The following is a 13791-nucleotide window of genomic DNA, read 5'->3' as shown; positions in this document are numbered from 1 at the left end:
CGCTGAAAACAGCGGCCTTTTTCATATCTGAATCAAAAGACGAATTTATCTATCTAAGGATTTGATAAAATTCTCATTTAGCTCCGTCTCACCAAACCAGTTGAGCCGGTTGATGCAGATGAAACCGCGATCAATCAGATCATTATCATCACCTTCGGAAGATGAATGCGGACGTCCGCGCGGCACTAGCAGCACTGTCTCGGCCCCATCTGTGCTGACCACCTCAGACGATGATGCAATCTTGTCCCGACCGATGCGCGGCTGAGCCACCGGCGCAGGCAAACTATGCGGCAGATTAATGCTCAGCCAGTGCCCTTCTCTCTGCCAGTCTGCACGCTGCTCTAAAAGATTGCGCAATAATTGCACCAGCGCCACCAGATCGTCTTCACCACGGCGCGGCTGTTTAACCTGCGAGAAACCAATGGCAGGAATACCCCAGAATGTTGCCTCGCGAGCAATACCGAGCGTGCCGGAATAGGCCAGATCTTCGGCCACATTGCGCCCGTCATTAATCCCCGCCAACACCAGATCAGGCTTGGCCTGATCTTTGAACAACCAGCTCATCGCCGACACAACACAGTCCGCAGGTGTGCCGGAACAGGAATAGCGCTGCTCACCGCGTTTCACCATGGTCAGTGGTTTGCCGATGGTGATGGATGCACCCGCAGCCGTGCGCTTACCATCCGGTGCAACCACCCACACATCATCACTCAATGCCCGCGCAGTACGTTCCAGAAAAGCCAGACCTTCCGCATCAATACCGTCATCATTGCAAAGCAAAATACGCATCAGGCTGCTCCCAATTCCAAAGCATTTCCAGTTGAGTTTGCATTGTTAGAAATGCTTTGTTTTTTTAAATTAACGCGCATTTTAATCCGAAAACCGCTTCACACTTTTCGGAATGCGCTCTATCACATCACCGCTCTTCACATCCTGACGCACAACCGGGATATGCTCTGCCAGTTTGCTAAGCAACGTAGCGGAACAGGAATGCCCAAGCATGCCAGGCTTACCCGCCTGCTCCCAAAGCGCGACCATACCGCTCAAAGTCGGGTGGGTCGGCAATCTGATCCAGTCCGCCAGTTCATCCCGCAGCATATCAAAGGCTGGTGTATCTTCCGGCACATGGCCGGTCAGCAAAACCGGCCAGCCGGTGCGCAGCGCACGATTCATCGCATAGGCGGAAGGCCCTGCCTGCCCCATCGCATCAAATGTCAGCAGCGGACAGCGCGGCAGCGCCTGATCTTCACGCCAGTCCTGCGCCTGATGCAGCAATTGTTTCAACCGTCCGGCCACACCATCCCGCAGGGCACCAGACGCCGCAATCTGTTCAGCCAGTGCAGCACGCATATCCGCATGAATAGCAAAATTACCCGGCATCAGCGCCATCAGTTCCAGCGAGCGACCGGAGAGTGGGGTCGGCAGCAGACAACCATCACGGTTCTGCATAATCCATTCATGGATTTGCTGCGCTCGCACGCTACCCGAAACCGCATCAGCACCATAAGAGGCATCCAGCAACAACAGATCACAATGCGGAAATGCATCCATTTCCAGCACCTGACTATCCGGCACCACATCGCCGCTATAGAGAACCTTACGCCCTTCGGCCTGCACACAAAACCACACACCGCCTGCCACATGACCGGAACGACCCGTAGCAATTTCTGCATCTCCGATGGTCAGCACATCGCCAGCTTTGAACAGTTCAATACGCTCATGCGTAAAGGCAATCATATCCAGATGCTGCTGTTCGGCATAATTCCTCAGAGTTTGGCCTGTTTCAGCCAAAGTTTCGGCAGTCATCAGGATACGCCCCTGAAAGCCCTGCGCCAGCAACCATAACAACCCGCCGACATGATCCTCATGGGCATGGGAAATCAGTACCGCATCAAGTGCAGCAATCGCATCCACCTCAATCAACGGATAATAATCACGCCCAGTGGCTCCGACCTTAATGCCGATATCAAACAGCAACCTGGTTTTAGTTGTGCTGATACCGACGCCTAAGCGTCCTTTTTCACCAAAACCGCCATAGAGATTGATCTTCATACCGCACCTGCTTCCGGTATTACCCAGCCTGACCGGATACGTAATTGCGCCACATCATCCGCTTTGAGATGCAGCGGATCCGGTAGATTGAAATGCAGGTTCAGTTCCGGTGCCTGCTCAGCAACGGCTTCAATCCGCGATGCACCGCCCTGATAGACCGAACGTGTCACCCGCACGGCAAATCCGTCCTGTTTCACTAGTTCCAGATCATCTTCACGGATACAAATCTGTGCGTCTTTACGCACCACTTCATCGGCGCGGCAACGCAAACGCACCTGCTGTCCCAGCACCAATGCCTCGCAAGCACCACTGCCATTGACGCTCAAAATCTCCGCAGGCAGCACCATACCCTGCGCGATAAAGGACGCGACCATCGCATTGGCCGGTTCATTATAGAGCGTTTTCGGTGACGCAAACTGCATCAGCCTGCCTTTGTCCATCACCGCAATACGGTCAGCCAGCGCCATCGCCTCAGCCTGATCATGCGTAATATAAACAATCGTCGTGCCGGTACGCTTATGGAAGCGCGCAAACTCATCTTCCATCGATGCACGCAAATGCACGTCCAGATTGGCCAGCGGTTCGTCAAACAGCACCAGCGACGGCGCAGCCACCAGACAACGTGCCAGTGCCACACGCTGACGCTGGCCACCGGACAGATTGGCCGGACGGCGATCCCCATAGCCCTGCAGATCAACCAGTTTCAGCGCCTCTTGCACACGGCGCTCGCGCTCGGCTTTTTCCACCTTGGCGATTTTCAGACTATAGCCGACATTCTCGGAGACAGTCATATGCGGCCAGAGAGCATAGTTCTGAAACACAATACCGACACGGCGTTTTTCCGGCGGAACAAATTGTCCTTTGCCGGTCACCAGATTATCGCCGACATAGATCACACCATCATTAGCCTGTTCAAATCCGGCAATCATACGCAGCAATGTGGTCTTGCCGCAGCCGGAAGGCCCCAGCACGGCAATGAATTCACCATTGGCGATATCCAGCGACACATCGGTCAGCACTTTGGTGTCGTTAAAGCTTTTGGAAAGCTGAGAGATAGTCAATCCCGCCATGGCAGAACTCCGTCAGGCAGATATCTGGCAAACATATTGGTCACCAGCATCAGTAAGAATGTAATCAACACGACCAGCACAGATATTGCAGCCGCATAGGGTGAATCGCCACCCTGCTCAAAAGAGAAAATCACCACGCCCAGCGTTTCCGACCCTGATGACCATAATAGCGCAGAAACTGTCAGCTCCGAAAAGGCGGTCATGAAAATCAGCACACCGCCAGCCAGAGTTGCCGGTGCTACCAGCGGAAACACGATGGTGCGCAGGCGTGTCAGCAGTCCAGCACCGGCCACCTGCGCCGCCTCTTCCAGAGCGCGGTCAATCTGATGCAGGCCGGTAATGGTCGGGCGCAATGCCAGCACCAGAAACCGTGCCAGATAGGCGTAGAGAATAATCCAGATCGTATTATAGAGATGCAGCCCGACAACCGGCAAAGGTTTGAGGAACATCAGCAGTGCCGCGATCGACAGCACCACACCCGGCAGAGCATAAGGCAGTTCGGCTGCGAGATTGAGCAAGCGTGTCCACCAGCGCGACCGCCATGTGATGAGATAACCGAGCGGCACCGCTACCAGCACCGCAAAACCGGCTGCGGCCAGCGACAGGGTGAATGAATTGACCAGCGCACGGCGAGCCCCTGCATGGTCAAGCAGCACGAATTTCAGATTATCCAGTGTTGCGGTCTGCCAGCTCAGCGGAATACCGAAAGCAGGCACCAATGCGGTGAGCAACAGGCCGAACATCGGCAGCACCAGCACCACGGCGATCAGCAGCCAGCAAGCGACCTCAACAGTCAGGCGCCATGAACCAAGTTCAAAAGGCGCGGCAGGCAGTGAGGTTGAAGCGATACGATAATCACGGCGGCGTGCCATATAATCCTGACACAGAATACCCGCCATTGCGATCACACCAATCAGCAGCGAAAGCACAGCGACCTCCGACAGCACAGATGGCCCGCCACCGGCAAGCTTCTGATAAATCAGTGTCGGCAATACCAGCACATTGGCTGGAATACCTAAGAATGCCGGAATACCAAAATTGCCGACACAAGATACAAAAGCCAGCGCAGAGGCACCAATCACCGATGGCGTCATCAGCGGCACAATGATTGTGCGCGTTACCTGCCATTTGCTGGCACCACTGCTCAAAGCGGCTTCAACCAGCTCACGCGGCAATTTACGCAAACCAGCGCGTACAATCAGGAACACCAGCGGCGCATATTGAATGCCGAGCAGTGCAATAATACCGGTGGTCGAATAGAGCGGGTTACGGCTGCCAAGCTCCGGCGCCATGCCGATCATTTTGAGAAACGGGCTCGCGGGGCCAAAGAGTTGCAGCCATGCCAGCGCAGTCACCTGCGGCGCAATCAGCAGCGGCACCACAAACATCAGCACGAACACGCCGCGCCCGCGAATATTGGTCAGGCTTACCAGCAGCGCGACGGCACTGCCAAGGATAACAGCTGCAAAGGTACCGCCAAAGCCGGTGATTAAAGAATTACGGGTGGCAACCCATGTGGAGGTTGAAGAAAGTGCTGATCGTACTGCACTGTCAGAGAGCTGACCATTCGGCGCGATGATCTCGCTGGCCAGCCGTAACATCGGCCACAGAGACAGCGTGAACACCACTGCCGCCACAAGAAAAATCAGAGCCGTATCCCGGCTCTGACCAAATATTTTATCTGACATCAAAGAATGCCTTAACCGCCGAACAGTTCAGAAAAACGCTTCTTGTCGGCTTCTGTCACACCCAGAACTTTGAGCGTATCAATCGACATGATGTTGATTTTTGTACCTTCCGGCAGCCAGCCCGGGCGACCAACAGATTCCTTGGCTGGCAGATAGCCCTGCTCCAGTGCCAGTTTCTGACCATCGTCGGAGAGGATGAAATCAACAAACTTCTCTGCACCGGCAACATTCTTGGCAGTCGCCATGATTGCAACAGGCTCAGTTACCGCAGGCACGCCTTCTTTCGGGAATACGAACTCAACCGGCGAACCTTTTGCCTTGGCATTCAGTGCCATGAAATCCACGAGAATACCGTAAGGCTTTTCACCGCTGGCAACGGATTTCAGCACAGCACCATTGCCGCGCACGCTGATCAGCTCATTGGCTTTCAGCTTTTCAAAATAATCCCAGCCGAGTTCCGAATTCAGTGCAAAGCCGGAGAGCAGATAAGCAGCCGCGCCGGAATAAAGCGGGCTTGGCATCACGATCTGGCCTTTATATTCTTCTTTGCCGAGATCAGCCCAGCTTTCAGGCTTGCTTTTCGCCTGTGTGTTATAGGCGATACCTGTGGTGATCAGCTTGGAACCGAAATAGGTTTTGTCCTTGTCGAACGAACCCTCAGTCAGACCATCTGTCTTCGCGCCTTCATAGGCTTTCAGACGATTGTCTTTTTTCAGCAGTTCCATAGAAACAGCATCGGCGATCAGCAGCACGTCCGGCTGCGGCGCACCGGCAGCAAATTCAGCGGCCAGTTTGCTGAGGATATCGCTGGTACCGGAACGGAATACCTGCACATCAATATCAGGATTGGCTTTGCGGAATGCTTCAACGGTTTTGGTCGCATCAGCTTCCGGCTGCGAGGTATAAAGATTGAGCGTTTCTGCATTCACCGCAGTTGCGCCCATAAACACTGCCAGAGCAGTAGCCAGAACTGTTTTACGTGACGTGCGTTTCTGCAACATGATTCTTATCCCTGAAATCATTCATCCGACACCGGAGCGAGCCGGTTACTCGCCGTTCATTTATTAAATGAACACTACAAGTTTATGACAAAGAATAAAGTCACCACAGAAAACAAAAACAAACAGGGCATTGAACCAGCAATGCCCTGTTAAAACCTCATCTATTCTGGCAGTTGGCTCAGAATCTTGCGTGGTCTTTAGTTTTGGCGCTCAGAAGCGAGCATGCTCTTTGATTTAGGCGCTCAGAAGCGAGCGCCGGCAAAATGCGCGATCTGTGCGCCGGTTTCATAATAGGCTTCGCGGATACCGAGGAAGGACTGTGTTTCCGGCTCAGTCACCGGTAATGGCAGATCAGCTTCGCTGATTTCACCGCTGATATGACGTGCCAGCACATTGCCGAATACTGTACCGGTGGCAATACCGCGACCATTATAACCGCTGAAACCGATCACATTCTTATCAAAGCGATGGAATTTCGGCAGGCTGTCATTGGTCATGCCGATCAGGCCGTACCATTCATAATCAAATTCGACTTTACCAAGCTGCGGGAACAGACGCTTCATTTCGCGTTTTGCCCATGCCGTATGAATACCTGTGCCGGTATTGCGCAATGCACCAACGCTGCCGAACACCAAACGACCAGCCTGATCGTAACGATAAGACGACAGCACCTGTTTGGTATCCCATACGCCCTGACGTTCCGGCAGAATCTGTGCCTGCTGCTCTTTGGTCAGCGGCTTGGTTGCCAGATTGAAATAAGGCAGATGCATAATTTCTGCGCGGATCTGCGGCCATGGTGCCTGTGTATAGGCATTGGTTGCCACCACGATCCACTGCGCACGCACTGAACCCTTGGCAGTGCGAACCACCCAGTCATTGCCCACACGTTCTGTAGAAGTTACCGGAGAACCGGTGAAAATCTGTGCACCCGCAGCAATGGCCGCATGGGCAAGGCCACGCACATAGGCCAGCGGCTGAATGGTGCCTGCACGCATATCCAGCAGCGAACCGCTATAGGCTTTAGTACCGACTTTCTTTGCAGTTTCTTCGGCGCTCAGCAGAGTGACCGGCGCGCCACGGCGCTGCCACTGTTCCGCACGATCCTGCAATTCGCGCAGGCCTTTCTGACCGACAGCGCAATGCAATGTACCCGTGCGGGTCGCTTCACAGGCGATATTATGCTTTTCAATTCGCTCGAAAACCATTTTCGGGCCATTGCCGAGCGCTTCGAGCAGACGGTCACCATATTTCTGACCGAGCACTCCCGGCAGATCATCCGGCATAACCCACATACCGGCATTGACCAAACCGACATTGCGGCCGGAACCGCCGAAGCCGATTTCAACGCCTTCAAGCACGGCAACTTTGCTGCCGCGTTCACTCAGATTCAGTGCGGTTGAAAGTCCGGTAAAACCACCGCCTACAACAACCACGTCAACGTTTAACTCGCCTTGCAGGGCAGATGTAACCGGAGCGGCAGGAGCGGATTTTTCCCAGAGACCGTGAGAACGGGGATTATTCAACATGTCAGTTCATTTCTCAAAAACAACGTTGCCACTTATGTCAGCCTGGATTGCAGCAACAAGCCTACGATTATGCGCCTGAAATATACGCACCACGCAAAAGCGGCTCAGACAAAAGGGCAACGATCAAAATGGATAAAGAGCGCCGTATATATAATGCGGATACACACACAACACTCTGAGTGTTTGAAATTTGAAGCACAACACGGAAAATCATCCGGCTTGTTAATTACCAGTGTTATTATCGTCTTTTTCTTCTGGCGCCTGAGTAGGCATACACCTTTCGGTTTTGGCAAAAGTAGCAATTTTTGCGCAACAGATCATTCATTTGCGGAATGACCTGTTCCACTTAAATTGCATTACATATCTTATTCTGCGTTCAGATGCACCAGCGCCATATAGTCATGCTGGCCGACCTGCCCGCGAATCCAGCTGGAAAATGTCTGTATCAGCGGATTTTCATGTTTGCCTTCCGGCACCACCAGATAATAATCATTCTCGGTACGCATCGGCTTATCAAACAGAATTCGCAGGCGACCTTCCTGCAACTCCTGCTCAATCAGATAAACCGGCAACAAACCAATCCCAAGCCCTGCGGCAGCGGCCTCGATCACCATAGAGAATTGATCGAAACGATGGCCGCTATAAGTGCTGCGTGCATCCACTTCGCAAAGTTCAAACCATTGCGTCCACATTTTCGGACGCGTTGTCAGATGCAGCAGAGGCTCTTTTTGCAGGTCTTCCGGCTCAACAATGCGGTGGCTTTCGATCAAAGCATTGCTGGCAACAGGTACCACCATTTCACTGCACAGATAATTGCAGGTGGCATGTGCCCAAACCGGCTGACCATAATGAATAGCCATATCAAACGGATATTCTTCAAAATCGAACACGCCGGTGCGTGAGCCGACATTAAAAGCCACACCCGGATTTTCTTCGATGAAATTCGGAATACGCGGCATCAGCCAGCGCGCGCCGAATGTCGGCAATGTCGCCACGCTGAAAGCCGAAGAAGACTGTGCCGAGGCCATCGCTCGCAACATCGTGTCTTCAGTCTGATTCAACAGACGACGCACTTCCGGCAAAAACTTGCGTCCGGCATCGGAAAGCAGGATGCGCTGACGGATTCGCTCAAACAGCAAAACGCCGAGCTGGCCTTCCAGATCCTTGATCTGACGACTCACCGCGCTTTGCGTCAGGTTCAGCTCGTGGGCTGCCTGCGTGAAACTTCCGTGACGTGCAGCGCATTCAAAAGCCTGCAAAATGGCGATATCCGGTATCAGTCGTCGGCTGAGCTTCATTCCTGCCTCGCATAAACATAGTCGGTTTCGTCGCAATCACGCGGCCACTACAGCTGATATGATCAATTTTAGTCATGATATCAACATCTGATACGTGTTTCTGATAGTCGAAAATCGATTTAAAAAGAAATTACGCATCAAATTTAAAGCATATCCCGAAAACTGGCTGACATTTTTCGGATCAGATAGGCCTTTATAACAACATCAGGATGGTTTTGTGCGACTTCCAAAGAGCACAAATCAACCACACGAAGCAGTTTTAGGGCAGTTTCAGGAAAAACGTCATCCGCTTTTCTTTATGGAACTGCACCAAGAGCAAAACAGACAGGGCTTTATCTTCTCCCAAGACAGATAACAGCTCGCATACGGAAAGCCCTCAAGGAGGCAAACCATGAATTTCGTATCAGCCGACAGCATCCGCGCTGCATTCTCAGCCGCAATGTCCGCAATGTACCGTACAGAAGTGCCTGCTTACGGCACGCTGATGGAACTGGTTGCAGATGTTAATGCTGCGACCCTGAAAGCCCAGCCTGAACTGCTCGCCCGCCTCGAGGATACCGACTCTCTGGATCGTATTTCCGAAGAGCGTCACGGCGCGATCCGCCTCGGCACCGCCGCTGAACTTTCCATGATGCGCCGTGCTTATGCCGTTATGGGCATGTTCCCGGTTGGTTACTACGACCTGTCCGCTGCCGGTGTGCCTGTGCATTCCACAGCCTTCCGTCCGGTTGCTGATGCATCGCTGAAGATCAATCCGTTCCGCGTTTTCACCTCGTTGCTGCGTCTCGACCTGATCGCTGACGAGAAACTGCGCAAGGAAGCTGAAGAAACACTCGCAAAGCGCAACATCTTCACTGCCGGTGCGATTGAGCTGATCGAGATTGCTGAAAAACAGGGCGGTCTTACACAGGAACAGGCTGACAAATTCGTTTCCGAAGTTCTGGAAACCTTCCGCTGGCACGATAAGGCCAATGTGAGTGCAGAACTCTATCACCGTCTGCACGACGCCCATCGTCTGATTGCTGACGTTGTGTCTTTCAAAGGCCCGCACATCAACCACCTGACACCACGCACACTCGACATCGATGCCGTGCAGGCTCAGATGCCGGCGCGCAATATTTCGCCTAAAGCTGTTGTTGAAGGCCCGCCAACCCGTAAATGTGCGGTTCTGCTGCGTCAGACCTCGTTCAAAGCGCTCGAAGAATCCGTTTCTTTCACCGATGCTGCAGGCGAATGGAAAGCCGGTACACACACTGCCCGTTTTGGTGAAATTGAACAGCGCGGTATCGCTCTGACACCAAAGGGCCGTGGCCTTTATGATGCGCTGCTCGACAAGACCCGTGCACGCATCCGCCCTGCGCCGGATGGTTCGAATGCTGCTGAATATGTTCGTATTCTCGGTGAAGTTTTCGAAGAATTCCCGGATACATGGGCAGAAATCCGTGAACAGGGTCTCGGCTACTTCGCTTACAGCGTTGCAGACCGCTCGAAAGCCAAGAGCGAACTGACCGCCGCCAATCTCGACAGCCTGATTGCTGAAGGCGCAATCCAGTTTGACCCGATTGTCTATGAAGACTTCCTGCCGGTCAGCGCCGCTGGTATCTTCCAGTCCAATCTCGGCGACGATGATACACAGGAATTCACTGAAAGCCCGAACCAGAAGCGTTTTGAAGCTGATCTCGGCGCAACCGTGCTCAATGAATTTGAACACTATGCCCGCATCGAGCGCGAATCTGTTGAGGGTGCATTGAAGGCTCTCGCCTTTAAAGCTGCAGCAGAATAACTAGATAACATATGAAAACGGCAATCTGCCCTCAAAGCGGATTGCCGTTCAGCTGTTTATACTAGAGCGTGTCGCGCTTCATTTGATCCACAACACTCGCTCTAGATTCTTGAGTTGTCGCATTATCGCGGTCGTTAACTGCGAAATGCTCCGGAGCAAATTACTGCTCCACCGTACCAGATAGAATATCAGGTCTGCTCACTTACCCGAACAAACGCCTGATATTCTGAACGATAAACAATAGGGAATGCGATTTATGAGCACCGAAAATAAAAAAGTGAACGTTAAGCAGGAAGCTGCTGACATTCTCGCCAAGCTTGGCGTTGACAGCGCTGCCTATACAGGCGGTGATCTTGCCTCGTTCAGCCCGGTTACCGGCGAACAGATCGGCGCCCTCAAGACTCATTCGGCTGCAGACACTGCCCGCATGATCGAAGAAGCTGATGCAGCATTCCGCACATGGCGCGATGTTCCGGCTCCACGCCGCGGTGAGCTGATCCGCCTGCTCGGTGAAGAACTGCGCGCTTCCAAAGCTGATCTCGGCCGTCTCGTTTCGATCGAAGCCGGTAAGATCATCTCCGAAGGTCTCGGCGAAGTTCAGGAAATGATCGACATCTGCGATTTCGCAGTTGGTCTGTCCCGTCAGCTTTACGGTTTGACCATTGCGACTGAACGCGCCGGTCACCGCATGATGGAAACATGGCATCCGCTTGGCGTTGTCGGCGTTATCTCCGCCTTCAACTTCCCTGTAGCTGTCTGGTCATGGAACGCGGCTCTGGCTCTGGTTGCCGGTGACTCTGTTGTCTGGAAACCTTCCGAAAAGACCCCTCTCACAGCTCTGGCTTGTGAAGCGATCTTCAACCGTGCAGCTGCCCGTTTCGGCGCAGATGCTCCTAAGGGTCTGTCCGCTGTTATCATCGGCGACCGTACAATCGGTGAAGTTCTGGTTGACCATCCGAAGGTTCCGCTGGTTTCCGCAACCGGTTCAACCCGCATGGGTCGCGATGTAGGTCCACGTCTGGCCAAGCGTTTCGCACGCGCTATCCTCGAACTCGGCGGCAACAATGCCGGTATCGTCTGCCCGTCAGCCGATCTCGACATGGCTCTGCGCGCGATTGCTTTCGGTGCCATGGGTACTGCAGGTCAGCGTTGCACCACCATGCGTCGTCTGTTCGTACATGAAAGTGTTTACGACACACTGGTACCACGTCTGGTCAAAGCCTATCAGAGCGTATCCATCGGCAACCCGCTGGAAACCCCTGCACTGATTGGTCCGCTGATCGACAAGGCTTCTTTCGACGGCATGCAGAAAGCTCTGGCAGAAGCCAAGGCTCATGGCGGTAAAGTTGTCGGTGGTGAACGCGTATCCGTAGGTCCGGACACAGGTTACTACGTACAGCCAGCAATCGTTGAAATGCCAGAACAGGCCGGTCCGGTTCTCGAAGAAACCTTCGCACCGATCCTCTATGTGATGAAATACAGCGATTTCGACAACGTACTCGAACTGCACAACGCAGTTGGTGCTGGTCTGTCGTCTTCGATCTTCACACTGAATCTGCAGGAAGCTGAGCGTTTCCTCTCTGCATCCGGTTCGGATTGCGGTATCGCCAACGTCAATATCGGTACATCCGGTGCTGAAATCGGCGGCGCATTCGGCGGTGAAAAAGAAACCGGTGGCGGTCGTGAATCCGGTTCGGATGCATGGAAAGCTTACATGCGCCGTGCAACCAACACTGTGAACTACTCGAAGGCACTGCCGCTCGCACAGGGCGTATCCTTCGATATCGACTAATCATCATTGCTGATGACAAAGAAAAGCCCCTCTCGCGAGGGGCTTTTTTATTGACTAAAATCACACGCAGGTCTCTATTAGACGCAGCAATCACGCATATCCTGTCAGACTTCTCCGCCTTGGAGGCCTACATGCGTTTATTTTTAGCAGCCCTGACGACTATTATTTATACCGCTCCTCTGCCCGCAGCGCATGCGAGCGAGAATAATACGGTGTTCTGCACCAAGCTCGGAGAGCTTGCGGGGCGGTCGATGGCGGCACGTTTACAGGGAAAGCCGCTGGCTGATCTGTTGCAGGTCAAGTTTGATCCGGCGGTGCATGAGATTTTTCAGACAGTCATTCTGGATGCCTATTCCAGACCTCTGGTTGAGGGAGAAAATGCGTGGGTGAGAAATATGTCTGACTTCAGAAATGCGGTTGAAGAGAAATGCCTGTCATCTCTGCAAAAATAAAAGCCGGAAATTCCGGCTTTTATTTTCTTCAAAGCGCGACGCTCTCAACCTGCCGGAATTCTTGCAATGACGAGGCGAAAACGGAGTTATTCCGAGAACCGGAGCGGAATGTACTTTGAGGTACATGAGCACCGGAAGCGGAGGAATGCTCCGTTTGCAGACCGTCAGTGCGTGAATAACGGTGGGTTGATCAGCCCATGCGTTCAGAGGCGTACGACCCTGGCGACGCCGGAAACACCACTGTCCGGTTGCCATTGAGGAACACGCGGTGATGGATATGCGCATGGATGGCGCGTGCCAGAACCTGCGCTTCCACATCACGACCAATGGAAACATAATCAGCAGCCGACTGTGCATGAGTAATACGGGCAACATCCTGCTCGATAATCGGACCTTCATCGAGATCAGCGGTCACATAATGCGCGGTGGCACCGATCAGCTTCACGCCACGCTCATAAGCCTGCTTGTAAGGATTGGCACCTTTGAAAGACGGCAGGAAGGAGTGGTGAATATTGATGATCTTGCCAGACATTTTCTGGCTCAGCTCATCAGACAGAACCTGCATGTAACGCGCCAAAACCACCAGTTCCGTGCCGGTCTGGTTGACGATATCCATCATCTTGGCTTCGGCTTCAATTTTATTCTCTTTCGTCACCGCAATGTGGTGAAAAGGAATATCGTGGTTCACAACAACCTTCTGATAGTCAAAATGGTTGGAGATCACACCGACAATATCAATCGGCAGGCCGCCGATTTTCCAGCGATAGAGCAGATCATTGAGGCAATGGCCAAAGCGGGAAACCATCAGCAATGTTTTCACCGGCTTGCGGGTATCGTGGAAATCATAAGCCATGCCGAACTTGTCAGCAGTGTCCTGAAAACCACCGGCAATTTCTTCGAAGCTTTTGCCCTGCTCGGTAATAAAGCTGACGCGCATAAAGAACTTATCAGCACCGAGATCATCGAACTGTGCGCTGTCAACGATGTTACACCCCATACCCGCGAGATATCCGGAAATAGCGGCAACTATACCGAGGCGTGACTGGCAACTGACGGTCAACACATAATTCTGCATGGGAGTGTCCCTTAAGCTTCAACAGTTCAAATGAGAATGAACCGGAAAATTCCG

The 13791-nt window shown here is 52.9% G+C and carries 11 protein-coding genes; 3 read left to right on the top strand and 8 right to left on the bottom strand.

Translation table 11 applies throughout. From position 1 onward, the window contains the following. Positions 1-45: 45 nt before the first annotated feature. The 7 genes from F7P81_RS12655 to F7P81_RS12625 form a co-directional block, all read right to left on the bottom strand. Positions 46-789, bottom strand: a complete 744-nt coding sequence (locus F7P81_RS12655; RefSeq protein WP_151159782.1) for a 5'/3'-nucleotidase SurE — start codon at positions 787-789, stop codon at positions 46-48. A gap of 81 nt (positions 790-870) precedes the next feature. Further along, positions 871-2052 (bottom strand): MBL fold metallo-hydrolase, encoded by a 1182-nt coding sequence (locus F7P81_RS12650; protein ID WP_151159781.1) that lies wholly within the window; start codon positions 2050-2052, stop codon positions 871-873. Further along, entirely contained in the window at positions 2049-3122 is a 1074-nt protein-coding gene (locus F7P81_RS12645) for an ABC transporter ATP-binding protein (RefSeq protein ID WP_151159780.1), read from the bottom strand. Before F7P81_RS12645 ends, F7P81_RS12650 begins: the two co-directional genes overlap by 4 nt. After that, positions 3110-4810 (bottom strand): ABC transporter permease, encoded by a 1701-nt coding sequence (locus F7P81_RS12640; protein WP_151159779.1) that lies wholly within the window; start codon positions 4808-4810, stop codon positions 3110-3112. The genes F7P81_RS12645 and F7P81_RS12640 overlap by 13 nt, the downstream gene beginning before the upstream one ends. Positions 4811-4821: 11 nt before the next feature. Further along, the gene (locus F7P81_RS12635; protein ID WP_170265281.1) at positions 4822-5811 is read right to left on the bottom strand and encodes an ABC transporter substrate-binding protein; all 990 of its coding nucleotides are present in this window, start codon (positions 5809-5811) and stop codon (positions 4822-4824) included. A 242-nt stretch (positions 5812-6053) separates the two neighbouring features. Further along, on the bottom strand, positions 6054-7337 hold the full coding sequence (locus F7P81_RS12630; protein ID WP_075655931.1) for an NAD(P)/FAD-dependent oxidoreductase: 1284 nt from the start codon (positions 7335-7337) through the stop codon (positions 6054-6056). 365 nt (positions 7338-7702) lie between these two features. Continuing rightward, positions 7703-8635, bottom strand: a complete 933-nt coding sequence (locus F7P81_RS12625; RefSeq protein WP_022709344.1) for a LysR family transcriptional regulator — start codon at positions 8633-8635, stop codon at positions 7703-7705. A 391-nt stretch (positions 8636-9026) separates the two neighbouring features. Between F7P81_RS12625 and hglS the strand changes: the two genes are divergently transcribed. The 3 genes from hglS to F7P81_RS12610 all read left to right on the top strand — a co-directional run bounded on the left by hglS (position 9027) and on the right by F7P81_RS12610 (position 12662). Further along, positions 9027-10418, top strand: a complete 1392-nt coding sequence (gene hglS / locus F7P81_RS12620; protein WP_151159778.1) for a 2-oxoadipate dioxygenase/decarboxylase HglS — start codon at positions 9027-9029, stop codon at positions 10416-10418. 256 nt (positions 10419-10674) lie between these two features. Then, positions 10675-12210, top strand: coding sequence for an L-piperidine-6-carboxylate dehydrogenase (gene amaB / locus F7P81_RS12615; RefSeq protein WP_022709346.1), 1536 nt, complete (start codon positions 10675-10677; stop codon positions 12208-12210). A gap of 131 nt (positions 12211-12341) precedes the next feature. Beyond that, positions 12342-12662, top strand: a complete 321-nt coding sequence (locus F7P81_RS12610) for a hypothetical protein (protein ID WP_151159777.1) — start codon at positions 12342-12344, stop codon at positions 12660-12662. A gap of 190 nt (positions 12663-12852) precedes the next feature. On the opposite strand, the gene purU is transcribed toward F7P81_RS12610, so the two are convergent. Beyond that, positions 12853-13737, bottom strand: a complete 885-nt coding sequence (gene purU / locus F7P81_RS12605; protein WP_151159776.1) for a formyltetrahydrofolate deformylase — start codon at positions 13735-13737, stop codon at positions 12853-12855. Positions 13738-13791 lie beyond the last annotated feature (54 nt).

The sequence above is a fragment of the Pseudochrobactrum saccharolyticum genome, assembly GCF_008801715.1.
Lineage (GTDB): Bacteria > Pseudomonadota > Alphaproteobacteria > Rhizobiales > Rhizobiaceae > Pseudochrobactrum > Pseudochrobactrum saccharolyticum.
Note: the sequence above shows the minus strand (reverse complement) of the source record. Positions and strands in the feature narration are given on the sequence as shown.

Excerpts from the sequence above, each read along its gene's own strand:
- F7P81_RS12635 (WP_170265281.1), bottom strand. The coding sequence starts at position 5,811 with ATGTTGCAGAAACGCACGTCACGTAAAACAGTTCTGGCTACTGCTCTG.
- purU (WP_151159776.1), bottom strand. The coding sequence starts at position 13,737 with ATGCAGAATTATGTGTTGACCGTCAGTTGCCAGTCACGCCTCGGTATA.
- amaB (WP_022709346.1), top strand. The coding sequence starts at position 10,675 with ATGAGCACCGAAAATAAAAAAGTGAACGTTAAGCAGGAAGCTGCTGAC.
- F7P81_RS12610 (WP_151159777.1), top strand. The coding sequence starts at position 12,342 with ATGCGTTTATTTTTAGCAGCCCTGACGACTATTATTTATACCGCTCCT.
- F7P81_RS12640 (WP_151159779.1), bottom strand. The coding sequence starts at position 4,810 with ATGTCAGATAAAATATTTGGTCAGAGCCGGGATACGGCTCTGATTTTT.
- F7P81_RS12625 (WP_022709344.1), bottom strand. The coding sequence starts at position 8,635 with ATGAAGCTCAGCCGACGACTGATACCGGATATCGCCATTTTGCAGGCT.
- F7P81_RS12655 (WP_151159782.1), bottom strand. The coding sequence starts at position 789 with ATGCGTATTTTGCTTTGCAATGATGACGGTATTGATGCGGAAGGTCTG.
- F7P81_RS12650 (WP_151159781.1), bottom strand. The coding sequence starts at position 2,052 with ATGAAGATCAATCTCTATGGCGGTTTTGGTGAAAAAGGACGCTTAGGC.
- hglS (WP_151159778.1), top strand. The coding sequence starts at position 9,027 with ATGAATTTCGTATCAGCCGACAGCATCCGCGCTGCATTCTCAGCCGCA.
- F7P81_RS12645 (WP_151159780.1), bottom strand. The coding sequence starts at position 3,122 with ATGGCGGGATTGACTATCTCTCAGCTTTCCAAAAGCTTTAACGACACC.
- F7P81_RS12630 (WP_075655931.1), bottom strand. The coding sequence starts at position 7,337 with ATGTTGAATAATCCCCGTTCTCACGGTCTCTGGGAAAAATCCGCTCCT.